We start from the raw sequence: 26,652 nt of genomic DNA on the forward strand, positions 1-26,652 counted from the left end.
TTATGTGGTTATTCGATAGAGATTTATGGATTGAAGTATTCCACACCTTGGGAAAGAATATGTTCCGCACTTTCTTGACCATGTTGGGTGTCATTTTCGCAATGGTAATTCTGGTATTGCTGCTAGGTTCCTCTAACGGGATGAGTAATGGTTTTGATAAGATTTTTGCAGGTACTGCCTCCAATAGTTTATTTGTATGGGGTCAATCCACATCTGAACCGTATAAAGGTTTTGAACGTGGCAGACGTATCCGCTATAAAATTGAGGATGCTGAAATTTTAAAGCGTGAAATTCCAGAGATTGAAGTTTTGGCACCAAGAATTGAATTGGGGGGACACCGTGATGTGGTTACCGTTTATAGAAATGGTCAAACTAGTGGTTCCTCGGTTTATGGGGATTATCCCGAAATTGATAATATCACCAAAAAGAAGTTGGTTGAAGGTCGGTTTTTAAACCAAACGGATATCGATGACTCCAAAAAGGTATGCGTAATTGGAGAGGAAACCTACAAACTTCTTTTTGAAAAAGGAGAAGATGCGATTGGACAGGATATTCGAATCAATGGGGTTTTCTTTTCCGTAGTGGGAATTTATAAACCTAACAACAATATTAATATTGACGGTGAAAATGCGGTGTTCATTCCCTTTACCACTTTCCAGAAAGCATTTAACACGGGAGATCGCATGGGCTGGATGGCCATTGCTGTTGAACCTAACACTAAAGTCACCATTGTTGAGAGTAGGATTAAGGATATCTTAAAGAACAAATACGATATCCATCCAGATGATGAACGGGCCATTGGTAGTTTTGATATGTCAGAGATATTCAACAATATTTCGGCTTTTACCACGGTATTGAAAGGCTTTTCCTTTTTTGTAGGGATTTTTACGCTGCTCGCTGGTGTAATTGCCATTAGTAATATTCTTTTAATTACCGTAAAAGAGCGTACAAAGGAAATTGGGGTAAGACGTGCCTTGGGAGCAACTCCCCGTGTAGTAAGACGTCAAATTGTTGTAGAAGCTATTGTCTTGACCGCTTTTGCTGGATTGATAGGATTTGCTATTTCAGTAGGTATTCTTGCCTTTTTGGATTCGATGTGGGGTAGTGGAGAAGACTTCCCATTTGTAAAACCAATGGTGAGCGTACCTCAGTTTACGGTTTCCTTCTTTCTGATGGTAAGTTTGAGTCTGCTTATTGGAATGATTCCAGCAAACAGAGCCGTAAAAGTTAGGCCAATTGAAGCACTACGAGAAGAATAACGAAAAACAAAAATTAAATAACAACGATCAAATAAATAAAAATGAATAAGTACGTAAAATACGGGTTAATCACGGTTGTAATAATCGGTATTCTAGCTGCTACCGTCTATTTTTTGAAACAAAATAGCGAACCGACCCAGATTTATGAAACCGAGTCTTTGGAGCGAAAGGATATCGTGAACAAAGTTATTGTAACCGGTAAGGTTATTCCAGAGGATGAAATCAATATTAAGCCACAGATTTCTGGAATCATTGATAAAATTTACTTGGATGAAGGTGTCGAAGTAAAGGCTGGGGACTTAATTGCGGTCATTAAGGTTGTTCCCAATGAGCAATCCTTGAATCAGGCAGCAGGTCGTGTTAGAAATGCAGAATTGGCGCTTAACAATGCCAAAATCGAGTATGATAGGAATAAGGCACTGTTTGACAAAGGAGTGATTTCAAGTCAGGATTTCAACAACCAACAACTAACATACGACCAGGCAATACAGGAGTTGAAAAATTCCCGTGCTGATTACCAAATCATCCGTAAGGGTTCGGCTGGTGGCTCTTCTAGTGCCAACACGAATATTCGTGCAACGGTATCCGGAACTATATTGGAGATTCCAGTGGAAGAAGGAGATCAGGTAATTCAAAGTAACAACTTCAATGACGGTACTACAATCGCCACTATCGCTGATATGAACAAAATGATCTTTGAAGGCGAAGTGGATGAAGCTGAAGTTGGAAAGTTACATGTTGGTATGCCGTTGGAAATCAGTCTAGGTGCCTTGGAAAAAAACAAGTTTGACGCTGAGTTGAAATTCATTGCTCCAAAAGGTGTAGAGGAAGAAGGTGCAGTCCAATTTAAAATAGAAGGAGATTTAGTAGTAAACGACAGCACTTATGTAAGAGCCGGATATAGTGCAAATGCCTCTATTGTTTTGGAAGAGAAAAAGGATGTATTGGCATTGAAGGAAGCATTACTTCAATTTGATAAGGAATCTGAAAAACCTTATGTGGAAGTGGAAACTGGTGAAAACGAATTTGAACGCAAGGAATTGGAACTGGGTGTAAGCGATGGTATCGATGTGGAAATCGTATCAGGACTTGACGAAGGTGACAAAGTCAAGGTTTGGAACAAATTGGAGAAGAAGGAAGATGATGATTCATAAGTGTAGCCAACCCATATTCATCAATCTGAAAAATCAAAAAACAAATGAAATTTAAGATCACATTGCTCATGGTACTGGGAACAGTACTAATGACCAACGCGCAAATGAAAAAGTGGACCTTGGAAGAATGTGTCACATTTGCCGTAGAGAATAACTTGACCATAGAACAGTTTGAGCTGGATTTGGAAAATGCGAAAATTGATAAATCCGATGCCATTGGTAACATGTTGCCAAACTTGAATGGTACTACTACGATTTCGAGCAATACAGGATTCTCCATTAATCCAACCAATAACTTACCGACAAATAGCACCGCGTTTAACGTGAATGGTAACGTAAGCTCTAATGTTACTTTATTTGATGGACTGCGTAATCTTAGGCAGCTAAATCGTGCGAAGATGAATGCAATAGCCAATCAATACCGATTGGATGATTTAAAGGATGATATCAAATTAAGTGTCGCCAACGCTTATTTGGGGGTTATTTCTAACAAAGAACAATTGAGGACGTTCAGAGCACAGTATGCGGTTACGGAGCAAGACCTGAAGAGAACAAAGGAATTGGTTGAATCCGGGGTTGTGCCTAGAGGCGACTTATTGGAAATTGAGGCAACTGCCGCAGATCAAGAACAACAAATTGTAAATGGGGAAAGTTTGGTATTGATTTCGAGGATAAATTTGGCTCAGCTGCTACAGATTACGGACTATGAAAATTTTGATGTAGCTGACGCAGAGTATCAAATTCCTCCGTCGGATATATTGAATAATTCAGCAAAGGTAATTTTTGACAAGGCACTTAGCTTTAGGAATGATATCAAATTCTCGGAGTCCAATGTGAAATTGGCAGAGGAAGACCTGAAAATTGCTAAAGGTGCTTATTCCCCGACCTTATCTGCATTTTTTCAATATGGTACTAGATATTCAGATGTGACACAAATACCTGATGGAAATGGTGTGCCATTTACACCAAACTTTACAGATCAGTTATGGATATTCGACGGTATCTCATATGGTGCACAATTAAATGTTCCAATTTTCAATGGTTGGAGCACTCGGAACAATGTGAAGCGTTCCCAAATCAGTTTGCAGAAGGCTAAACTTCAGTTTGAGCAGGATAAATTGGATTTAGAAACCAATATCCAGCAGGCTTATGTGGATGTGACCACATTTTACAAGGCTTATGAAGCTGCCGAAAAAACCTTGGAAGCGCGAAGACTTGCTTACGATTATGCTAAAGAACGATTCAATGTCGGTTTGATGAATGCCTTTGATTTCAGTCAAGCACAATCAAGGGTCGACAATGCAGAAGCATCCGTAATCAGGACAAAGTACGATTACATTTTCCGTTTGAAGATATTGGAATTCTATTTTGGGATACCAATTTCACTAAACTAGTATCTTTGTGGCCGCTATGGCCATAATACTGAATTTAGAGACTGCAACTACCAATTGCTCTGTTAGCATTTCTGATGGAGATAAGGTAATCTGTTTAAAGGAAAACAATGCGATAAATTATTCGCATTCAGAACAACTACATGTATACATCAAGGAAGCTTTGGAAGAGGCTTCCTTGTCTTTTTCCAATTTAGATGCAATTGCCGTGAGTAAGGGGCCTGGTTCGTACACGGGTTTACGGATAGGCGTTTCAGCCGCCAAGGGCTTGGCATTTTCTTTGAATATCCCCTTGATTTCCATTCCTACTTTGCAAAGTATGGCCAGCCAAGTTAAGGCAGCTACAGATGAAGTGATCATTCCCGTTTTGGATGCAAGACGAATGGAAGTCTATTCAGCGGTTTATAATTCAGAATGGAAAGAAATCAGGGAAACCCAAGCTGAAATAATAGAAGCAGGTTCCTTTGCAAAATTTAAGGAGTATTCGAAAATCCTTATCGCAGGAAATGGTGCAGAAAAGTGTAAAGACCTACTCAAGGACGATGTGTTTAGTTTCAATACAGAAATTGTGCCTTCCGCCCGAGAAATGGCAGGCATTGCGTATCCAAAATTCCTGAATAAGGATTTTGAGGATGTTGCATATTTTGAACCTTATTACCTTAAGGATTTCGTACTTCAGACAAAGAAAAAAGCTTAATTGGCTTCGTGCACCACACGCTGAGGAAATGGAATCTCAATTCCAGCTTGATCAAATCTCAGTTTGGTTTCTTCAATCACATAAAAATGAGCGGGCCAGAACACATCATTTTTTGCCCAAAACCGTAAAGTAAGATTTACTGAGCTATCGCCCAACTCACCTACATAAACCTCAGGTATTGGTTCTTTTAGTATTTTGGGGCTATCGGCACATATTTTTAATAAAATGTCTTTGGCTTCCTTGATATTGGAACCGTAGCCAATGCCCACATCAAATTTATCTCTACGGGTATCCTCCATATTGTAATTCACAATACTACCATTGGAAAGCTGACCATTCGGAATTATGGCTACTTGGTTTCCAAAAGTGTTCAATTTGGTACTGAAAATACTTATTTGCTTTACGGTGCCTTCCAAACCTTGTGCAGAAATCCAATCGCCGACCTTGAAGGGTTTGAAGATAAGAATGAGCACGCCGCCAGCAAAATTAGCAAGTGACCCTTGCAAGGCTAATCCAATGGCAAGCCCTGCTGCACCCACCATCGCAACAAGGGAGGACGATTTTACGCCCAATTGCGTTACCACCACTACAAATAACAAAACTTTAAGTGTGACGCTTATAAAGCTTTGAAGAAAACTTTCCAGGGTTTCATCGTAATCTTTTTTGTCAAAAAAGCGACTTACCATACGATTGATGAATCGCACTATCCATAATCCGACAAAGAATATAATGATGGCCAATACGAGGTCCGGCATAAATTCCCAGAACCAATCAATAGCGTTTTCCAAATGTTGTTCAAAATCCCGTAGTTCCTTCATATTCTTATAGATTGAATTACAAAATTAGTTGTTTCGGGCCTGATTATGGGCCCGGGTAGAATGTCTTATTATTTAATTAGAGCTATCGCTGCATCAGCTTCTTGTACAGGAAGTTTGCATGCCCCTTCAATACAGACATAGACAAAGGTTTCGCCCTCAGCATATCGGTTTTTCAACAAATCCACAGGTCCATCTTTCGCGGATCCAACCAAAATGCTGTTAGGAATATAACTGTGACTGATTTCCTTTCCCAATTGCTTGTAATTTTCGCCAACAACAGCTATTTCATAGAAGTTTTGGTTTTCAAATAAGACAAGGTTAAGCCAATTGGTATAGCCTTGACCACTTTGCAGGAATTCATCCTGAACGTTCCTTAGCATTTGCTCTGCTATATCTCCAAAGCCTTCCTCTGGAAATAGCTTATGGAATTTCAAGAGATTTTTGGCCATAATGGAGTTTGAAGAAGAAATTTCCTTATCTATGGTTTCAATAGATCTTCTAATCAAAGATTTGTCTGAATCCGAAGTGTAAAAGAACATCCCTGAATTTTCGTCATAGAAATGGACTTTGGCGTATTCCATCAATTTTTTGGCATGATCTAACCATTTCTCATCAAAAGTCACTTCGTAGAGCCCCAAAAAGGCTTCACTCAAAATAGCATAATCCTCCAAGAAGGCATCAATATCACTTTTTCCATCTTTATGGTTTCGATACAAGGAGTAATCCTCTTTTACCATGGCAGTTTCTAGGAATTGAGCGTTTTTGAGCGCTAATTCGAGATATTCATCTTGTCCTAGGTATCTGTATGCATCAACAAGACCACTTAACATAAGGCCGTTCCATGATGTTAAGATTTTATCATCCAATCTTGGTTTTGACCTTTTATTGCGCTCTCCCTTTAAAATCGCTCGTGTATTATCTATTTTTTCCCGTAATTCCGAGACGGTTAGGTTGTGTTTCTCGGCAATCTCCAAATCTTCCTTATCACGGATCAGTACATAGTTGCCATGTTCCCAAAGACCATACGAATTAATATTGTAATAGTCCTTGAACAATTCAAAATCAGCGCCTAATAACTCCGTAAGTTGTTCCTTGGTCCATACATAATAGGCACCCTCTTCCAACGCTCCATTTTCATCCAAACTGTCTGCGTCCAATGAGGAGTAGAACCCGCCGTTTTCATCCATGAGTTCTTCTTGAACAAAGCCTATGGTTTTCTGAACGATATCCTTGTATAAGTCGTTGCCGGTCAAGGCGTACGCTTTCGCATACAAACTAGTGAGTGGCCCATTATCGTATAACATTTTCTCAAAATGTGGCACATGCCATTTTGTGTCCACGGAATATCTCGAAAAACCGCCTCCTACTTGGTCAAATACTCCTCCAAATGCAATACGATTCAATGTGACTTCAACCTGTTCCATAAGTTCGGGTTTGTCGTTCATTGAAGCATAATTCATCAAAAACTCCCAGTTGTTGGGCATCATAAATTTTGGAGCCCGTTTATGTCCACCAAGAAAATTATCGAAATGGCGCGACCAGTTTGCTACTGCTTCATCCAATTGTTCCAAGGTAAAAACTCCAGAGTACGATTTGTTCTCTACTAGGTTGATGGCATTAATACCATTGGCCAGGTCCGTTGCATAACTGACAATTCGTGATTTGTCATTTTTATACAACTCAATTAATTGATTAAGGGATTTTGTCCAATTGTCCTTTGGAAGATAGGTTGCGCCCCAAAATGGACGTCCATCAGGTAGTGCCACAATGTTCAGTGGCCAACCACCATTCCCTGACATCATGGTAATGGCATCCATATAAATTTGGTCTACATCGGGGCGTTCTTCCCGATCAATTTTTATGTTGATGAAATTATCGTTCATCAATTGGGCAACAGAATCATTTTCAAAACATTCCTTCTCCATAACATGGCACCAATGGCAAGAAGCATATCCAATACTTATCAGCAGTGGTTTATCCTCCTTGACCGCCCTTTCCAAAACTTCAGGTCGCCATGCTTCCCAATTTACCGGGTTATGGGCATGTTGTAGCAGATAAGGACTTGTTTCGTTGATTAAGGCATTGGTGTGCTTGTGTGTCACTTTATCGGATTTTTGCATGCAACCAATTGCTAATGAAAGTAACACGCATATGAGGATTGTTTTTTTGATCATACAGTCATATTCGGACATAAAAAAACGCCCATTTAGGGCGTTTTATGTACTGCCCTTTGATTATTTTACCTCAAAGGTAATTTTTACATTGACCCGGTAATCATCAATTTTGCCATCCTTTACAGACGCACTTTGCTCATTGATGTATACCGAGCGTATGTTTTTCACGGACTTGGATGCTTGCTCCAAGGCGTTTTTTGCGGCTTGTTCCCAACTTTCGTCAGAATTGGCCAATACTTCGATTACTTTTAAAACTGCCATAATAGTTAATGATTTTAAATTTATTCAATTTACCAAAAATTGACCACTATTGGCGGTTTCAATAGGGAAATCAACCGTTGATGGCGACCACCTCGTTTACTTTGTCACCCATCATGTTCTTGAGCATGGTTTCTATGCCGTTTTTAAGGGTGAAGGTGGAGGAAGGACAGCCGCTACAAGCACCTTGAAGTACTACATTCACCGTTTTGGTTTCTTCCTCATAGGATTGAAATAGGATATTGCCACCATCACTGGCAACGGCAGGTTTCACATACTCATCCAAAATATCAATGATTTGAAGTGAAGTATCGTCGTATTGGTTCTGATTAACCTGCTGTTCCGCCGTTTCCTTTGATTTTTGAATACTTGCCGCGGATACTACTTCTTTCCCGTCCAAAAGAAAATTACGGATGAACTCTCGAAGCTCCATGGTAACATCTTCCCATTCAGCAACGTCAAATTTGGTCACTGAAACATAATTTTCATCAAAAAACACTTCCTTGACAAATGGGAAATGAAAAAGCTCCTGTGCTAGCTGGCTATCTTTGGCTTCGTCTATATTTTTGAACTCATAGGTGGCAGGAACTATTTTTTTGTTGGATACAAACTTCATAACCCCCGGATTTGGTGTCACTTCAGCATATACTGTGATAGGTAGTTTTTTCTGAACCTCTTCTTCATTTACTACAGGCCCGCCGTCATTTAGGTATTCCACTAGTTGTTGTGCTACTTCATCCTTCACATCTTCCCATTCTACAATATCAAATCGTTCTAGAGCGATGAAATTGCCGGAAATATAGACGGTCTTTATGAATGGGAGATAGAATAGCTGTTGCGCCAAAGGTGATGCCTTGGCTTCATCTATGTTTTTATACTCATAATTGGCTTTTGCCAAAAAATGATTTGCCTCAAATTTTAGGATTTTTGGGTTATTTGTAGGTGCAACGGTAATGTGGTATTCTTTCATAGCCAAAATTTGTACAAAAATACCAAAGTAAAGATGAGGGGCAAAATATATAATAATGTATGGCGTCGGGCGTTATTTAAATGTTTGATTACCTTTAAACCCCAACTATAGCCCAAAACACTGCATGAGACGCTATTTAACCTCACTGATTATTATGCTCTTGTTCGGCCTTACATCCAAGGCGCAAGAAGGTATTCCGGTATATTTCGATTATTTGGCGGATAACTACTATTTGGTGTATCCATCTATGGCTGGTATTTCCGAAGGAACCAAAATCAGATTAACAGCTCGTAAACAATGGTTCAATGTTGATGAAGCGCCAAGTTTGCAAACCTTGAATTTTAATTCCAGAGTTGGTGACAAAAGCGGAATTGGAGCAATATTGTTCAATGATAGTAACGGATATCATTCCCAAACAGGGTTTAAGGCTACCTACGCCCACCATCTACAAATGGGAGGTGATTTCCGAACTTTGAACCAAGTTTCATTTGGACTTAGTGCAGGAGTCATTTTAAGCAGTTTGGATGAGACCGAGTTTAGATCCATAATTCCTGATCCAATAGTCACGGGAACTAAAAACACCACAAGTTATTTCAATGTTGATTTAGGTGTTTCCTATAATTTCATGGAATTCTATGCCCATGCGGCTATTTTGAATGTTTTGGGAAGTGGAAGGGACTTATACACCGCAGCTGAATTTGACAATCTTAGAAGATATTTGTTGTCTGCAGGATATGTTTTTGGAAGGACAACTAGAATTGAACCTTCAATTTTGTTTCAATTAACAGATTTTACAAAGGAAAAAACAATAGATATCAATGCTAAGGTCTATAGGGATGTTAGTTTTGGTACGGTATGGGCCGGACTTTCTTATCGCAGAAGTTTTGATGGAGCCCAGTTTCAGACCAACGGCGGATTTGGAGAACAGAGACTGCAATTGTTCACGCCTATTATCGGTGTCAATGTGAATCAGTTTTTGTTTTCATATAATTATTCCTATCAGTCTGGCGATATCCGTTTTGATAATGGAGGATTCCATCAGATTACCTTGGGGTATGAATTTGGTCAAAGCGATGACGGCAAACGATACGATTGTTATTGCCCGGCTGCCAATAACTAAAAATGGCCCACCCCGCAGGATGGACCATTCAAACTACAATCATCACACAACTAATCCCACTTGTAGTTTTTCTTTGCTGCTTGAGTCTTAATCGCATTTAGCATGGCATTCTCAAGCTCACCCGATTCCTCTTTTTGATTTTCGGCTATGAACTTCTTACGCTTTACATTCAGTTCTTGAATTTGTTTTTGAATGGCCTTGCGCTCTTCTTTTTTTTCGGATATATAGCGTTCTATTTCATTTTTCGACTTTCCTTTTAATTCCGCAGGTAATTCTTCCTCTGCCAATTGAGCAAGCTCTACCTCGTCTGCTTCAACGGCATCAACCAAATCCCATTTGGAATTTTTGTACAGTCTTGAACTTTTACTCACTGATCTTTTAACGGCAACTTCCTTGTCCATAGAATATGCTTTGGAATCCTCCGCTGCTTGTGCTGCAACTTTTTGAGAACCTAAATAACCATAGGAGACATAGGTTTTGTTCAATTTGGAATTAAGCTGGATTATGATGTCGTCATAAGGAGTTTCTATATGCACCACTTGTTGATTATGATCAATCGCCATATAATCACCACCGGTAATTGAAGCGCCATTTTTCCAATCTGTTGAGATGCCTTGTTCGTAGTTGCCACAGAAAATGGTATTTACCACAACATCTTTTTCCTTAGCATTATGGGCTGCGTCCTTATAATTCAATTTGCCTTGGGTAAATGGTTCGTTTCCAGCAATGAAAATCATTTTAAGGTCATCTGGATTTTTGCCCCAATCCAATTGTTTTAAGGAGGTTTGAATGACCTCGCCACAGAACTCTTCTCCGCCATTTGTTGTTAAGGAAAATAGTTTTTCTGAGATTTCATCCAGATCATCACTAAAGCCCAGAACTTGTCTTATGTATCCTTCGCTTGAAGATAAATTGTCATTACCATATTCGTACAGCGCAATCTGCAATTCTGGACGGATTTCATTGCCGCATCTGGCATGGGTAAATTCATTTACAATATCCCAAAGCTGACCTTTGGCCTGATTGATCAATCCATCCATACTGTTACTAGTGTCCAACAATAAAGCGATTTTCACAAACTGTTTTGCCGGTTGTTCCTTCGTGACACTTGTGAGCAACGTGGTGGTTTTATGTTCTTTTGCCATTAGATTACAGCTATATAAAGTACTTGCTGTGACCAAAAGCACCATTCCTAATAATTGATTTAGATATTTCATAGTTCAATGTTTATTAAATATGGGCTAAAACTAGAACCAGCTTTTTTGGATAAAAACTCGAAATGAGTAAACAGTCATTTTGGATGAGTGACCGGGAAGTATGGTTTTGTAAAGCCGGATATTGGTGTGTAAAAAGGATTGCAATTAAGCTTTGGCCATTTTCTATTACGCTTTGGATGAACTAAGTTTACATCAGTATTGCTACCATGGGTAAGAAGACATACATATGGATTGTGTTTCTGGTTTTTTCCTTTTACGGAATGGCCCAGGAACAAACACGAAGAGAATTGGTGCAAATCAAAGGGTCGGTAAAAGGAAAGGAAAACTACATGCCGGTCCCTGGGGTTGAAGTTTCCACAGATACGGGTTATTATACAACTACCAATGGTCAAGGAGAATTTGTTATTAGGGCGGCTGTCGGAGATATGCTGATTTTTGAAAGTCAGGATTTTGAAACGGTACGTCACCAAGTAACTTCGGATGAAGACATAGTTGTCTATGTAAAAGGATATGAAGCATCCAGGTCTCAGAAAAAAAATAAACGGACTAATACAGTTTCTAAAGCGAAGGATAGTCATCAACAACTTTTGGATTCAGCAAATGCTTATAAGCGGTCAGATCTGGAAAAAAGCGTTGATTTTATTACCCAATCCATTGCGCAACTAGGAAAACGTGCGGATAGGGTTCAATTGTCCAATTCATTATTTGCTTTGGGGGAAATCTATCTCTATCATGCGCAATATGACTTGGCCATTAGCAGTTTGAAAGATGCTTTGGCGGCAAGACGTACTGCCAAAACTGAATTGCTCCTGGGTCAGGCTTATAATTTGAATAACCAATATGATTTGGCGGAGTCCACATTGTTACCCTTAGTGGATGTTAATGGTTTGGTACCCTATCAACGTGTTCAGATCAATGAGGGATTAGGCGATGCTTACAAAGGGCAAGGGGATGTTACCAAAGCTCTGGACTATTACCAAGAAGGACTTCAGATTGCCCAAAAAAATCAAATCTCACCAAAAGTGATTGATTTGAACTCCAAGATAGCTGATGCATATGCCAGTGATAATAGAATCATCGAAGCCGAAGGATTTTTTAATAACTCCCTAAATCTATCCAAGGAAGTTGCGCCAGAACGACAAATTCAGGAAAATGAAAAAGTAGCCGATTTCTATAATGAGAAAAACAGGTATGATGATGAAATTCAGTTGCGCAAGCAAAGTCTTAATGAATTGCAGCAATTACCTGCGGCAACCGTGAACAAAAGTAGTGGTGACATCGGATTACCGGACACGATTACTTCCCAACAAATCAATTATAAAATTGGTAGGGCATATATAGCACAGGATAAGTTGGATGAAGCTATTCCATATTTGCAGCGAAGCATTGTGGAGGCAGACAATGAAGACGATTTGGTAGTACAAAAAGATGCGACTCGGAGACTTTCCGAGGTGTACAAATACAAAGGCGATTTTACCAAGGCGCTGGAGACGTATCAGGATTATGTTGCCGTTGTAGATAGCCTGTATGCGCGCAAGGAGCAAGAAATTTCTAGGGCAGCACGGTTTAATAGAGAGATAGCAACCCAGCAAAATCGAATTTCCACTCTGGAACAAGAACGGGAACTTTCCCAAAGTAAGTATAGCTTGGCGGTGACGGAACAGCAATTATATGAGGAGTCCAGCAAACGGCAAAAATGGATCATCTACTCATTGCTTTTTGGGATGATGTTATTGGCGTTGATGGCGTTTCTATTTTACAGGACCAATCAACAACAAAAACTGGCTAACAATCTCTTGGCCTTAAAATCATTGAGAACTCAGATGAACCCCCATTTTATCTTTAACGCATTGAACTCGGTGAACAATTTCATTGCCAAAAGTGATGAACGAAGTGCCAATCGATTTTTAAGCGATTTTTCGGTTTTGATGCGCAGCGTGCTAGAAAATTCGGAGGAGGATTTTATCCCATTAAGTAAAGAATTGGAGCTGTTGGAGCTGTATGTAAAATTGGAACATTCCCGTTTTGAAGATAAATTCGATTACCAAATCAGAATCGACCAAAAATTGGATATTGAAGCGTTCTCAATCCCACCAATGTTGTTACAGCCATATATAGAAAATGCAATTTGGCATGGACTCAGATATAAAGAAGAAAAAGGATTTTTGAATATTAACATTCAAGAGGCAACCAAGGATGTTTTGGAAATTTCGATTGAGGACAATGGCATAGGAAGGAAAAAATCGGCCGCCCTTAAAACCGAAAACCAAAAAAAGCAAAAATCCAAAGGCATGGGCAATATCAAAAAACGGATTCAGATATTGAATGAGATGTACAAGGATAAAGTAGCTGTTTCCATTTCAGATTTAAATGATGACACAACAGGCACTAAAGTAGTGTTGAAATTGAAAAAAGACGCATGGAGTTGAAGGCTATAATTGTTGAAGACGAGGCGAATAGCAGGGAAATTTTAAGAAATTACCTGGCTAAATATTGCCCTAATGTAAAGCTACTTGGGGAAGCTTCAAATATAGCTGAAGGCTTGGAGTTGATAAATCAAAACGAATTGGATCTGGTGTTCTTGGATGTTGAGATGCCATTTGGGAATGCCTTTGATTTGTTGGATAAGCTGCCGGAAAGAACGTTTGAGACGGTTTTTGTTACAGCGTATAACCATTATGCAATTGATGCATTAAACAATCATGCCGCGTATTACCTGATGAAACCCATCAATATTGATGAATTGATTAAAGCTGTGGAATACGTCCACGAAATAAAAGAGAAAGAAGATGCATTAGAAGGTCAAGTTCTTCAAGCAAAACCGTTAAAGGCAGAAGGCAAGATCACAATTCCGCAACAAGATGGTTTTCAGGTTTTGGATGTTTCCGATATTTACTTCTGTAAAGCAGATGACAACTATACCGAGATTTATTTGGAAAAAAAGAAAATCTTGGTGAGCAAAACATTGAAATATTTTGAAGATGCCTTGTCCGATTATGCCTTTGCCCGCATTCATAAATCCTATCTCGTAAATGTGGGAGAGGTTATTAAATATAAAAAAGGAAAGGGTGGGAGTGTGGTCCTTTCCAATGGCAAGGAATTGTCCGTCTCCGCATCTAAAAAAGCAACATTACTTTCATATTTTCAATAAACCAGATAACTATGGTACTAAAATCAGTTAGGGGGAATACCCCTAAAATTGGCGAAGATTGTTTTATCGCTGAGAACGCAACTTTGGTTGGAGAAATCAGCATGGGAGACCAATGCAGCATTTGGTTTAATGCCGTGGTACGTGGCGATGTGAACTTCATTAAAATGGGTAACAAGGTAAATGTACAAGATGGTGCAGTAATCCATGGCACGTATCAAAAGTCTCCAACTACAATAGGGGACAATGTTTCCATTGGCCATAACGCAATAGTCCATGGTTGTACCATAAAAGATAATGTACTCGTTGGGATGGGAAGTATTTTAATGGATGATTGTATCGTGGAAAGTAACTCAATCATTGCTGCTGGAGCTGTCCTTACCAAAGGAACACATGTTGAAAGCGGGACAATCTACGCTGGAATGCCAGCGAAAAAAATAAAGGATATCAGCCCAGAACTCAGCGCTGGGGAAATAGATCGTATTGCAAATGCGTACATTACCTATTCTGGATGGTTTAAGGAAGAATGAAGAAACAAGTATTCCGTAAAACCGCAGGATTGAGAAAACAAAATACCCTATTTTAGCGGAATTAAAACTACACCAAATGAACGCATATATATTTCCAGGACAAGGGGCCCAGTTTGTGGGTATGGGATTAGATCTTTACGAAAACCATCCAGTGGCACAAGAGCTTTTTGAAGACGCAAATGAAATCCTAGGCTTCTCTATAACCGATGTTATGTTTGAAGGTACTCCAGAAGATTTAAAACAGACGAAAGTTACCCAGCCGGCCATTTTCTTGCATTCCGTAATATTGAGTAAAGTACTTGGTGATGCGTTCAAACCAGATATGGTCGCAGGGCATTCATTGGGAGAATTTTCGGCCTTGGTTGCAAACGGTACCCTCAATTTTGAAGATGGTTTGAAATTGGTTTCACAGCGTGCTATGGCAATGCAAAAGGCTTGTGAGTTAAAACCAAGTACAATGGCGGCTGTTTTAGGCTTGGAAGATAATGTAGTGGAAGGTATTTGCGCTGGAATTGACGGCGTTGTTGTTCCAGCAAATTACAATTGCCCAGGTCAATTGGTGATTTCAGGTGATGTTGATGCAGTAACGGTAGCTTGTGATCAATTAAAAGAAGCAGGTGCGCGTAGAGCGCTTATGTTACCTGTTGGCGGTGCATTTCATTCTCCACTTATGGAGCCAGCTCGGGAAGAATTGGCGTCTGCCATCGAGGCAACAAATTTTAATAATCCTTTATGTCCAATTTACCAAAATGTACCGACTACTGCCGTAACTAGTGCTGAAGAAATCAAGCAAAATTTGATTCTTCAATTGACCGCCCCTGTAAAATGGACGCAGAGTATACAGCAGATGATTAAAGATGGTGCTACATCTTTTGTTGAGGTTGGTCCCGGTAAAGTACTTCAAGGTTTGGTCAGGAAAATAGATTCAAGTGCTGAAACTTCCTTAGCGACTGTTTAATTCTTGATTTTTTGACCCAATTGGGTAATTCACCCAAGAAAGCTAGATTTAATCTGTAAAGTTGGTGCTTTCCTTCAATTTTTAGTAATATTGATTCTTCCCAAATAACCTACCGACGATGGCCTAAAAACCCTATCAAAAATCTTAAAATAGGCAATGTTGACCTTCTTGAAAAGTGCTACGAAAATTCAAAATTCCTTTTTGGGTAAGCAATCATTTGTATTTGGTCTGTTAATTATTCTGTGTTCCGTAAATGCATATGCCCAGAATATCACAATTAGCGATGAAACGGAAGCTGAGGGAGATAATTTGGTATTTACCGTAACGCTTTCTGCACCTAGTGTGGGTGATACAGACATTACTTTTGAAACCAATGACGGTACGGCAACCACAGCGGATAATGACTATACGGACAATGATGATGTACTCACCATTTCCGATGGTCTCAGTAGTGGGCAAATAACTATTATCACTACTGAAGATACTACAGTTGAGGGTAATGAAACTTTAACGGTTGATTTGATAAGTACTACCGCGGGAACAATCACTGATAGCCAAGGGTTGGGTACGATCAATAATGATGACGATTATACAGCCACGATCACGGCCACGGACGACACGGCCACGGAGGCGGGAGTGACCACGGGGGAGTACGAAATAAGCCTTGACGCGGTGAACACCAGCGGAGGAACGATCACGGTGAACTATACGGTCGGGGGCACTGCAGGGGCAGGAGACTACAACGCGATAGGCACCAGTGTTGGCATAGCCAACGGTGCACAGACGGCTACGATAACATTGACCCCTGTTAACGACACTGACGTTGAGCCCAATGAGACGGTCATCGTCACCTTGGGAACTGGCACGGGCTATACTGTCGGAGCACCCAACAATGCAACGGTCACGATTGAGAGCGAGGATGTTGCAGCGGACCCTGTTGCCACGATCACGGCCACGGACGATACGGCCACGGAGGCGGGAGTGACCACGGGCGAATACGAAATAAGCCTTGACGCGGTGAACACCAGCGGAGGAACGATCACGGTGAACTATACGGTCGGGGGCACTGCAGGGGCAGGGGACTACAACGCGATAGGCACCAGTGTTGGCATAGCCAACGGCGCACAGACCGCGACGATAACATTGACCCCTGTTAACGACACTGATGTTGAGCCCAATGAGACGGTCATCGTCACCTTGGGAGCGGGCACGGGCTATACTGTCGGAGCGCCCAACAATGCGACGGTCACCATAGAGAGCGAGGATGTCGCTCCAGACCCTGTTGCCACGATCACGGCCACGGACGATACGGCCACGGAGGCGGGAGTGACCACGGGCGAATACGAAATAAGCCTTGACGCGGTGAACACCAGTGGCGGAACGATCACGGTGAACTATACTGTGGGGGGCACTGCAGGGGCAGGGGATTACAACGCGATAGGTACCAGTGTTGGAATAGCTAATGGCGCGCAGACCGCGACTATAACATTGACCCCTGTTAACGACACTGAGGTTGAGCCCAATGAGACGGTCATCGTCACCTTGGGGGCGGGCACGGGCTATACTGTCGGAGCACCCAACAATGCGACGGTCACGATAGAGAGCGAGGACGTTGCAGCGGACCCTGTTGCCACGATCACGGCCACGGACGACACGGCCACGGAGGCGGGAGTGACCACGGGGGAGTACGAAATAAGCCTTGACGCGGTGAACACCAGCGGAGGAACGATCACGGTGAACTATACTGTCGGGGGCACTGCAGGGGCAGGGGACTACAACTCGATAGGCACCAGTGTTGGCATAGCCAACGGTGCACAGACGGCTACGATAACATTGACCCCGTTGAACGACACTGATGTTGAGCCCAATGAGACGGTCATCGTCACCTTGGGAGCGGGCACGGGCTATACTGTCGGAGCACCCAACAATGCGACGGTCACGATAGAGAGCGAGGATGTCGCTCCAGACCCTGTTGCCACGATCACGGCCACGGACGATACGGCCACGGAGGTGGGAGTGACCACGGGGGAGTACGAAATAAGCCTTGACGCGGTGAACACCAGCGGAGGAACGATCACGGTGAACTATACGGTGGGGGGTACTGCAGGGGCAGGTGACTACAATGCCATCGGCACCAGTGTTGGCATAGCCAACGGTGCACAGACCGCGACGATAACATTGACCCCTGTTAACGACACGGATGTTGAGCCCAATGAGACGGTCATCGTCACCTTGGGGGCGGGCACGGGCTATACTGTCGGAGCACCCAACAATGCGACGGTCACGATAGAGAGCGAGGACGTTGCAGCGGACCCTGTTGCCACGATCACGGCCACGGACGACACGGCCACTGAGGCGGGAGTGACCACGGGGGAGTACGAAATAAGCCTTGACGCGGTGAACACCAGCGGAGGAACGATCACGGTGAACTATACGGTGGGGGGCACAGCAGGAGCAGGAGACTACAATGCGATAGGTGCCAGTGTTGGCATAGCCAACGGTGCGCAGACCGCGACGATAACATTGACTCCAGTTAATGATTTATTAATCGAAGTAAATGAAACTGTCATTGTTACATTAGCCGGTGGAACAGGTTATACTGTAGGATCACCTAACAATGCCACCGTAACGATTGAGAGTGAGGATGGTTGTGCCGGAGGAACTATAGCGCCAACCCTTAACGGATTAATACCTACTGAATTTTGTGATGCATTTTCCCAAGATTTGGATTTATACACATTAAGTGTTCCTCCAGCAGGTTCAGACTTACGATGGAGTACCAACCCCAATACTGCAATAACAGGTGATTTTTTACCTACAAGTACAGTAAATACAGCTGACACGTATTACGGTTTTTTCTACGATGCATTGAATAATTGTGCCAGTCCAACATTGACGGTGAATATAGTCGCAAACTCAACGCCTTCTGCGGGTACACCAACAAACGTATCTAGTTGCAGCAATGCTGCGGATGGAATAAGTACTGTGGATTTGGATAATCAATTGACCGGTGCTGATGCAGGAAATTGGTCCTTGTCTAGTGCGCCAGGGGGTGCTTCAATCAATATTGGAGCTGGTAATGTGGTCGATTTTAACGGTCAACCAGAAGGAGATTATGATTTTACCTACACTACAACTGGGGCACAAGCACCTTGTGTGAATCAAAATTCAGTTTTGACCATATCAGTAATCGATTGCTCAACACCGTGTAATGCTGGGGATAGTGCTCCAGTACTTGATACGGACCAACCTACAGATTTCTGTGATCTTGTTGCTGCTGATTTAGATGATTACGTAACTAATACCGCACCTGTTGGGAGCGTCCTGACTTGGAGTACAAACCCTGACCCATTGGAGACCATTGCACATAGAAGTAGCAATGTGGCTGCGCCAGGTTCCTATTTTGGTTTTTTCTATGACAGTGTCAACGGTTGTGCAAGCCCAACTTTAACGGTTACTTTAACATTGAATCTTACACCAGTAGTCAATACTTCTTCTGGCGATGATAGGTGTGGTCCAGGGGTGTTAACATTAACAGCTTCAACTTCTGATGATGCGGTGCTAAATTGGTACGATAGTGCCACTGATGGAAATTTCTTGGGAACAGGGGAAAATTTTGAAACACCTTCGTTAACGGAAACTACTTCCTTTTTTGTGGAAGCTACAGCCAATGGATGTACCTCGATAAGAACAGAAGTAATTGCAACGATAAATCCAAACCCATCGACAGGTGTACCAAGCAATACTATAGCGTGTAATGCAGCCGGAAATGGAGGTCCAACAATATTGGATTTAGATGATACGCTTACTGGAGAAGATGCTGGAAATTGGGCCGTTGTAACTGATCCTTCTAGTGGAGCCCTGGTAATTAATGGCGACAATACTGTTGATTTTGAAGGACTGCCTTCTGGTGACTACGTGTTTGAATTTACTACTACGGGCGCTATTGCACCATGTACAAATACGTCAGTGCAAGTCACAATTTTGGTAAGTGATTGTATCGTAGATAATGATGGTGATGGATTGACCAATGGGGAAGAAAGCAACCTAGAGACAGACCCAAATAACCCAGATACTGATGGAGATGGTTTAACAGATGGAGAAGAGGTATTGGTAATTGACGACCCAAGTACACCATTGGTGCCTGAAGAAGCTACTAATCCCCTAGATGGTTGTGACCCTTTTCTAACGCCAGCTTGTAATCCTCCAGATATTGATTTGGCGATTACCAAGGAAGTTGATGATGACACGCCTTTGATTCAAAGTGAAATCATCTTCACCATCACATTGGAAAACACTACAATGGATCGCGTTTTGGATATTGAAGTACAAGACCTGATCGATAGTAATTCTGGATTCCTTTATGTATCCCATTCCTCATCGGATGGTGTGTATGATCCATTAACAGGTATTTGGTCAATAGATGAAATGGCACCTGAAGAGACTATGACACTACAAATTACGGTAACCGTGGTAGTTTCTGGAGCACTGCAGAATACGGCAAGTATCATTAGTTCATTTCCTAATGATGGTGTTTCCAGTAATGATACAGCATCAGTTTCGATTACGGCAAATCAGGAACAGTGCACCTCGCCGGGAACCTTGTGTACTATTTTTTCTCCCAATAACGGTGATGGTATCAACGATACCTTGATATTGGTTGATCACGAAAATTATCCAAATAATACTTTAGAGATTTTTGACAGGTACGGCAATTCGGTATTTGAAATGCAAGGATATAACAGCACGTGGTCAGGCAAAGGCAAAAATGGGGATTTGCCCAAAGGCACTTACTTTTATGTGTTAGATCTTGAAGGCGATGGAAGCCAAGTATCAAAAGGATGGATTCAAATAATTAGATAATTACGGATGTTGAAAACCAGAAGTTTTGTAAAATACAGATTGTTCGTACTGACTTTGGTTTCCTTTGTAGGCTTTTCATGGGCACAAAAGGAACCCCAGTATACACAATACATGTATAATATTGGGAGCTTTAATCCGGCCTATGTTGGAACCGTTGAGCATCCCGATATTTCTGGCTTATATCGTGCGCAATGGGTAGATATCCCAGGGGCTCCAACTACAATGCGATTTGGCGCAAATGTGCCGTTTTCCAATGAACGTATGGGATTGGGTTTAAATGTGGTATTGGATGAGCTGGGACCATCCAAACAAACATATGCCAACATGGCTTATAGTTATCAAATCAATTTATCTGATGACGCAAAGTTGTCTTTTGGTATGTCTGCTGGTGGGTCTTTTTTAAGTCTTGATTATTCTCAAGGTAGTTTTGTGGATCCATCCGATCCGGCAATCCTTGGCAATGATTTTAGTAATTTTTATCCAACTGTGGGTGCCGGTTTATTTTTGTATGAGGATGATTGGTATTTGGGGATGTCCGTTCCTAATTTCCTAACCAACGCCTTATACAACGATGAAGTAGCGACCATAGTTGAGGACAAGCTTCAGTACAATTTTATTGGAGGTTATGTCTTTCAACTTTCAGATAGGACTAAGTTCAAACCAGCATTTATGCTGAATTCACTCGGTGGAGCACCAGTTACAGTAAATCTATCTGCGAATTTTCAATTTTTGGATGTATTTACCTTGGGTGGGGCTTATAGATTTGATAATGCGGTAAGTGGATTGGCAGGATTTCAAATATCCAATTCACTTTTCATAGGATACACTTATGATTACAATACGAATGGTCTCGGTGAATTTTCCGGGCGATCTCATGAAGCAGTATTGAAATTTTATATAGGTAGAGAGGGAACTGCTCGAGGGCCAAGAAATAAAAATAAAAACCTAAAGGGTAAACCTAAACAAATTGACTCGCCAAGATTTTTCTGATTATGTCAAAGATTAAAACATTTTGCTTTTCGTTAGTAGCCTTTTCATGTATTGGCCTGGTAGGTTACGGGCAAGGTAAAAAATCGAAAGGAGACGACTATTTTTTTCAGTATCAGTATGGTCAGGCGGTAATGGCCTATGAATCGGAGATGTTGAAAGGTACATTGACACCAGAACAGTTTTTGAATTTAGCAGAAGCATATTTTAATATCGATAACTTTCAAAAAGCGTCAGAGACCTATTTTGAATTGTATGAGAAGGAAATCCCAATGGGGAATCACCATTTCAATAAAATGCTTCAAAGTTTATCAATGACATCCAGTAAGAATCGAATTGAAGCGATTTTGGCTACTAAATTCTCCAATTTTGAAACAGAATTTATGGAGAACCTTGAGTTCAACAACCAATTATTGAATGGTGCAAATAGTATTTCTGAAACTGAATTCAAGATTTTCAATTTAAATGGAAATAGTCCTCAATCAGATTTTTCGCCTTCCTTTCATAGTGATAAACTGCTTTTTTCCAGTGGTCGGTCACAAGACAAAAAATTCCGGTATGTTCCAACGGGTGAAGGATACTTGAACATATATGAAGGGGAATTGAGCTCTGATGGCCAGATAAACGCTGCAATGCCATTCACGGGAATTCCATCTTCCAATTATCACAAGGCCACTCCTTTTTATTCCGAAAAATTGGAGAGTATATTCTATGTGTTGTCTAATACTCAAAATGGGGAATTGGCATTCGATTCCAATGGAAAAAACTCCTTGGCCGTTGGGATGCAGATTAAAAATGGCCCACATCGTATGTTGCTCAAGGATTTAAGCACTTCTTTTTATTACCCATTTTATGATGAAGAGAGCGAGAAATTGTATTTCTCTGCCAATTTTGATTATGGCTATGGCGGAACGGATATATATTATGTACACACGAATAAAGGACAAATAATGTCAGCACCTATAAATCTAGGTCCACGAATTAACTCCCCTGGTAATGAAATAGCACCTTATCTGTTTGATGATAGTTTTTATTTTTCATCTGATGTTTTCTATGGTTTAGGTGGAATGGACATTTATAAGTCAAATATTGAGGGCGATACATTTAGCATTCCAGTAAATCTGGGTCAAGGTGTCAACTCATCCAAGGATGATTTTGGATTGATAATTAGAGATCACGAAGAGGGCATGCTGGGTTATTTTGCATCTAATAGACTTGGAGGAAAAGGAAATGATGATCTATATGGCTTTAAAGTGGACAAAAAGCCAGGACTCAAGACATTGATTTTTAAAGGTCGTGTTGTTAAAACGAACGACCCTGGTGAAGCAGTTGAGCGGGCGGAAGTTAGGCTTTTGGGTCTTGAAGGAAATCTATTATCAGAAACCTTTACTGCCACAGATGGTACTTATCGTATGGAAATACCTTGGACAAACGAATTGAAGTTGGTTACCAATAAGGATCGTTATTCATTTAAAGAAAAGTATTTTTCGGAAGAAGAATTGGATGCGCTTGAAGGTAATAATACGGATGTTTCCATATCCGCCTATGATGATCTTGTAGAAGAGAAGGAAAATCAAAAAGTAGTAAAACTGAATGAATTCTTTTTTGCTCGGAGTAGAACACAGCTTACACCTGAGATTACCCAAGAATTGGATAAGGTGGTCGCATTCGTAAAGGAATTTCCTCAAGCACAACTGAGAATTGAAACTCATACCGATAGCCGTGGTGGCAGTAGTACTAATTTTAGACTCACCCAAGGACGTTCAGATGCGGTTAAGGACTATTTGATTGGAAAGGGCGTACCAGCAGGTAATATTTTATATTCTATTGGCTATGGGGAAGATAAAATATTGAATAATTGTACCAATGGGGTATATTGTTTAGAATTCCTACACAAACAAAATCAGCGAACATTGATTGTAGTACTCAACGATAATCTAATGTTTGATTGAAATGCTTAAACTAAAAGTATCCAACAATAGTAAAGGGCAAAGAAAGATAGAAATATCATTCCTAGGTAAGTAAGTATCTGCAATCCCATTTTAGGTCGCTGTGCTTCGGGTACATCGTTCCCCATCACTGTTTTCAAATTCATCCACCCAACTAAAGGAGCCATAACAAAGGAGACAAAGGTTGCCAGTGCTACTAAATTCCCCATGTTGGCACCAAACCCTACAATTACAATCCAGTTGATCAGTGCCATTAAAATTACAGTAACCGCAAAGGAGTGCTTACTACTAAAAATAGATTTATCTGGAAATAGTTTTTGAAGTACATCCAAGCTGACACGAGAAACCGCGTCATGTGCGGTCATACATGTACTGAACATAGTTGCGAATGCGGCAACCGCAATCAATATATACGCCCAATTACCAATATGGGTAGTGAAAAGATTTACTACCTGATCAGCAAAAACCACGGCATTTCCACTTAACTCTGTACCAGTGCCATACAGGGTCATCCAACCTATGATCAAAAAGAAAACAGCCAATAACGCGGTCATTATATAGCCTGCATTGAATTCCTGTAACGATTCCTTAAGGGTTGGCTTTTCTTTCATGGTTTTCTGGTTTTCCATGCTCCAAAGACTCACCCAACCAGAAGCTTCCACCGCTGTTGGCATCCAGCCCACCAAACTAATCAAAAACAGAATGCCAACTTCATTGAAAATTTCGGGTCTTTGGAACGTTTCAGCTCCAGGAACTGCTCCTTTATTCAAAACCATTACTGTTGTAATAAGTAACGCTACGAACAAGATGGAGATTACGGCCTTTAAAGAGTTTTCCAAAAACCGGTACTTACCGATAATCAAAACTGTACCTATGAAAACGAATAAACAAAGGGCTACAACCCCTTCACTTACGCCCGAAATGTCAAACAAGTTCATCAATAGTCCGGCAGTAACAATATAAAGTGCGGCGAGAATTGTAAATGTTGAAACCACGGTAACCAAAGCGTATATCCACAAATACTTTCGACCTAAATTCAAATAACCTTGAATCAAACTTTGATCCGTTACCGAAGTATATCGAATACCAAATTCAAAAAATGGATATTTAAGAATATTGGCGAGAACAATCGGAATTACCATGACCCAACCATATTGGGCACCGGCTTTTGTTGATAGTACTAAATGGGAGGTACCAATGGCCATACTTGCAAAGAGTAAACCGGGTCCTAGGTTTCTGAGAAGCGTTTTTAATTTTGACATGTAGTGAAAAGTACGTGTGTCTAAAATAGTATATTTATGCTTCTTCGTACAAATGAATGATAAATCGCTATTGATTCCAATAAAATCTTAACTAGATGAAGCTCATGAAGAAACTGCTAAAAGGATTTTTCATATTAATTGCAATTCTGATTGTTGGTTACCTAATGGGACCTAAGGTGAATAAACCAAATTTGGATATTACGCTTCCTAATGTGGCTACAAACCTGAAGGATTTGGAGCGGAAAATTGCTGAAAATGAAGCTTCAATTGGTAACATAAAATCGGACAATGCGGCCAAAATCATTTGGTTTGATAGTATTCCAGCCAAGACAACATATAGCATCGTTTACTTGCACGGTTGGTCTGCGAGTAGGATGGAAGGTAACCCAATTCATATACAGACGGCTAAGAAATTTGGTTGTAATCTGTATTTGCCAAGGTTGGCAGGCCATGGTTTGGATGAACAAGAACCAATGATGAACATAACATCAGATGCCGTAATCAACTCAGCAAAAGAGGCCATTGCCGTAGCAAAAATGATGGGTGAAAAGGTGATTGTAATGGCCACCTCAACGGGAGGGACATTGGCTTTACATTTGGCTCAAGGTGATCCAGATATTGCGGCAATTATATTGTATTCACCTAACATTAAAATTTATGACCCAAATGCAAAACTGCTCTCGGGACCCTGGGGTTTGCAATTGGCTCGATTGGTTAAACAAAGTAACTATCATGAATTTAAATCCACCACGGAGAAAAAGAAATACTGGACTACAAATTATAGGTTGGAGTCATTAACACAGTTGCAATCCTTAATTGATAACACCATGGTTCCAGAAACCTTTCAAAATATTAAACAACCTGTTTTCCTTGGCTATTACTATAAGAATGAGTCATTGCAGGACCAAGTGGTTTCCGTTCCGGCGATGCTTGAAATGTACAATCAATTGGGTACACCTAATAATCTGAAACGTAAAGAGGCTTTTGCGGAAACTGGTAATCATGTAATGACAAGTTATTTGACATCCAAGGATTTGGAATCCGTGCAAATCGCCACAAATAATTTTCTAATGGAAGTATTGGGATTGGAAGTCATATCAACGGGTTCCAATAATGGTTTGTTGATAAAGGAAATTTTGTAATTTGTTAAAGTTTTATTAGAAAATAGGAAACCTAGACGACTGGTCATATATTTGTGGCCGCGATGGAGATGAAGACAGCAAAAGGAGAGCAAAAATCGTGTCAATTACTGGAAAAAGGCATGGAGGTGATGTGGTCCAAAGGATACAATGCCACCAGCGTCAACGATATTGTTCAGGCAGCGGGAGTGCCGAAAGGATCATTTTACTTTTATTTTGATAGCAAGGAGGATTTTGCTGTGAAAGCTCTTGAAGTGTACTTCAGGGAACATTTTGAACCGGCAAAAAAAATATTGGATAATACTGATTTTTCACCCAAAGAAAGAATTTTAAACTTTTATCAATTCAGAAACAATGTCTTGCTGGAAGAATTGGATTGTAAAATGGGTTGTTTGGCCTGTAATTTAGGTAGTGAAATGGCAGAACACAGCGAAAAAATCAGGAATTCGATAGTAACCAAGGAAAAGATGATTCATGAAGCGATTGCAGAAGTGGTCATTGAAGCTCAAGAAGCAGGTGAAATCAGTAAAGAATTGAACGCTAAGGATGTAGTTTCTTTTTTTGAAGATGCGGGCAAAGGAGCCATGGTTTCAATGAAGGAATTGCAAAGTGCTTATCCAATAGACAATTTTATGTCGATGTTAAGAACCTTTATGTTCAGCTAATTTTTTTTTTGACCATCCAATAGATGACTGGTCAATTATTATAATAATTAATTACTTACCTATGTAGCATTAGTATAAATAAAAAGTTGACCG

General features: G+C 40.7%; 20 protein-coding genes. 14 read left to right on the forward strand and 6 right to left on the reverse strand.

The genetic code is table 11. The annotated features are described in order from the left end of the window. Nucleotides 1–2: 2 nt before the first annotated feature. The 4 genes from M3P19_RS12745 to tsaB are packed head-to-tail and all read left to right on the forward strand — an operon-like array spanning nucleotide 3 to nucleotide 4,501. Nucleotides 3–1,259 carry an ABC transporter permease gene (locus M3P19_RS12745; protein ID WP_249658066.1) on the forward strand — a complete coding sequence of 419 codons (1,257 nt, stop codon included), beginning with the start codon at nucleotides 3–5 and terminating at the stop codon, nucleotides 1,257–1,259. 41 nt (nucleotides 1,260–1,300) lie between these two features. Beyond that, entirely contained in the window at nucleotides 1,301–2,413 is a 1,113-nt protein-coding gene (locus M3P19_RS12750; RefSeq protein WP_249658067.1) for an efflux RND transporter periplasmic adaptor subunit, read from the forward strand. Between the two features lie 44 nt (nucleotides 2,414–2,457). Further along, nucleotides 2,458–3,807, forward strand: a complete 1,350-nt coding sequence (locus M3P19_RS12755) for a TolC family protein (protein WP_249658068.1) — start codon at nucleotides 2,458–2,460, stop codon at nucleotides 3,805–3,807. A 16-nt stretch (nucleotides 3,808–3,823) separates the two neighbouring features. Beyond that, nucleotides 3,824–4,501 carry a tRNA (adenosine(37)-N6)-threonylcarbamoyltransferase complex dimerization subunit type 1 TsaB gene (gene tsaB / locus M3P19_RS12760; RefSeq protein ID WP_249658069.1) on the forward strand — a complete coding sequence of 226 codons (678 nt, stop codon included), beginning with the start codon at nucleotides 3,824–3,826 and terminating at the stop codon, nucleotides 4,499–4,501. Here tsaB and M3P19_RS12765 read toward each other — a convergent pair. The 4 genes from M3P19_RS12765 to M3P19_RS12780 all read right to left on the reverse strand — a co-directional run bounded on the left by M3P19_RS12765 (nucleotide 4,498) and on the right by M3P19_RS12780 (nucleotide 8,721). Next, the gene (locus tag M3P19_RS12765) at nucleotides 4,498–5,319 is read right to left on the reverse strand and encodes a mechanosensitive ion channel family protein (RefSeq protein WP_249658070.1); all 822 of its coding nucleotides are present in this window, start codon (nucleotides 5,317–5,319) and stop codon (nucleotides 4,498–4,500) included. The two genes, tsaB and M3P19_RS12765, sit on opposite strands and share 4 nt — an antisense overlap. 68 nt (nucleotides 5,320–5,387) lie before the next feature. Continuing rightward, complete coding sequence (locus M3P19_RS12770; protein ID WP_249658071.1) at nucleotides 5,388–7,439, reverse strand: thioredoxin domain-containing protein; 2,052 nt, start codon at nucleotides 7,437–7,439, stop codon at nucleotides 5,388–5,390. Between the two features lie 114 nt (nucleotides 7,440–7,553). Continuing rightward, on the reverse strand, nucleotides 7,554–7,754 hold the full coding sequence (locus M3P19_RS12775) for a dodecin family protein (protein WP_130613447.1): 201 nt from the start codon (nucleotides 7,752–7,754) through the stop codon (nucleotides 7,554–7,556). 70 nt (nucleotides 7,755–7,824) lie between these two features. Beyond that, a complete protein-coding gene (locus M3P19_RS12780) occupies nucleotides 7,825–8,721 on the reverse strand; it encodes a NifU family protein (protein WP_249658072.1) in 897 nt (298 codons plus the stop codon). A 124-nt stretch (nucleotides 8,722–8,845) separates the two neighbouring features. On the opposite strand from M3P19_RS12780, the gene M3P19_RS12785 reads away from it, so the two are divergent. Next, on the forward strand, nucleotides 8,846–9,841 hold the full coding sequence (locus M3P19_RS12785) for a PorP/SprF family type IX secretion system membrane protein (protein WP_249658073.1): 996 nt from the start codon (nucleotides 8,846–8,848) through the stop codon (nucleotides 9,839–9,841). Nucleotides 9,842–9,891: 50 nt separating this feature from the next. Here the strand turns inward: M3P19_RS12785 and M3P19_RS12790 are convergent, their stop codons facing one another. After that, nucleotides 9,892–11,058, reverse strand: a complete 1,167-nt coding sequence (locus M3P19_RS12790) for a VWA domain-containing protein (RefSeq protein WP_249658074.1) — start codon at nucleotides 11,056–11,058, stop codon at nucleotides 9,892–9,894. A gap of 206 nt (nucleotides 11,059–11,264) precedes the next feature. On the opposite strand from M3P19_RS12790, the gene M3P19_RS12795 reads away from it, so the two are divergent. The 7 genes from M3P19_RS12795 (at nucleotide 11,265) to M3P19_RS12825 (ending at nucleotide 23,496) form a co-directional block, all read left to right on the forward strand. Then, complete coding sequence (locus M3P19_RS12795) at nucleotides 11,265–13,487, forward strand: histidine kinase (protein WP_249658075.1); 2,223 nt, start codon at nucleotides 11,265–11,267, stop codon at nucleotides 13,485–13,487. Continuing rightward, on the forward strand, nucleotides 13,478–14,209 hold the full coding sequence (locus tag M3P19_RS12800) for a LytR/AlgR family response regulator transcription factor (RefSeq protein ID WP_249658076.1): 732 nt from the start codon (nucleotides 13,478–13,480) through the stop codon (nucleotides 14,207–14,209). Before M3P19_RS12795 ends, M3P19_RS12800 begins: the two co-directional genes overlap by 10 nt. 11 nt (nucleotides 14,210–14,220) lie before the next feature. Further along, a complete protein-coding gene (locus M3P19_RS12805) occupies nucleotides 14,221–14,736 on the forward strand; it encodes a gamma carbonic anhydrase family protein (protein ID WP_249658077.1) in 516 nt (171 codons plus the stop codon). A 76-nt stretch (nucleotides 14,737–14,812) separates the two neighbouring features. Then, complete coding sequence (fabD, locus tag M3P19_RS12810; RefSeq protein ID WP_249658078.1) at nucleotides 14,813–15,694, forward strand: ACP S-malonyltransferase; 882 nt, start codon at nucleotides 14,813–14,815, stop codon at nucleotides 15,692–15,694. Nucleotides 15,695–15,850: 156 nt separating this feature from the next. Next, a complete protein-coding gene (locus tag M3P19_RS12815; RefSeq protein ID WP_249658079.1) occupies nucleotides 15,851–20,557 on the forward strand; it encodes a Calx-beta domain-containing protein in 4,707 nt (1,568 codons plus the stop codon). Nucleotides 20,558–20,563: 6 nt separating this feature from the next. Next, nucleotides 20,564–21,547, forward strand: coding sequence for a PorP/SprF family type IX secretion system membrane protein (locus M3P19_RS12820; protein ID WP_249658080.1), 984 nt, complete (start codon nucleotides 20,564–20,566; stop codon nucleotides 21,545–21,547). 2 nt (nucleotides 21,548–21,549) lie between these two features. Continuing rightward, nucleotides 21,550–23,496, forward strand: a complete 1,947-nt coding sequence (locus M3P19_RS12825) for an OmpA family protein (protein WP_249658081.1) — start codon at nucleotides 21,550–21,552, stop codon at nucleotides 23,494–23,496. Between the two features lie 5 nt (nucleotides 23,497–23,501). Here the strand turns inward: M3P19_RS12825 and M3P19_RS12830 are convergent, their stop codons facing one another. Then, the gene (locus M3P19_RS12830) at nucleotides 23,502–24,755 is read right to left on the reverse strand and encodes an NRAMP family divalent metal transporter (protein ID WP_249658083.1); all 1,254 of its coding nucleotides are present in this window, start codon (nucleotides 24,753–24,755) and stop codon (nucleotides 23,502–23,504) included. Between the two features lie 95 nt (nucleotides 24,756–24,850). On the opposite strand from M3P19_RS12830, the gene M3P19_RS12835 reads away from it, so the two are divergent. Together M3P19_RS12835 and M3P19_RS12840 are read left to right on the forward strand one after the other, a co-directional pair. Beyond that, nucleotides 24,851–25,897 carry an alpha/beta hydrolase gene (locus M3P19_RS12835; protein WP_249658084.1) on the forward strand — a complete coding sequence of 349 codons (1,047 nt, stop codon included), beginning with the start codon at nucleotides 24,851–24,853 and terminating at the stop codon, nucleotides 25,895–25,897. Nucleotides 25,898–25,959: 62 nt separating this feature from the next. Next, nucleotides 25,960–26,559, forward strand: coding sequence for a TetR/AcrR family transcriptional regulator (locus M3P19_RS12840; RefSeq protein ID WP_249658085.1), 600 nt, complete (start codon nucleotides 25,960–25,962; stop codon nucleotides 26,557–26,559). The last annotated feature ends 93 nt before the right edge of the window (nucleotides 26,560–26,652 follow it).

Origin of the sequence: Flagellimonas spongiicola, assembly GCF_023502425.1 — a bacterium.
Classification (GTDB): domain Bacteria; phylum Bacteroidota; class Bacteroidia; order Flavobacteriales; family Flavobacteriaceae; genus Flagellimonas; species Flagellimonas spongiicola.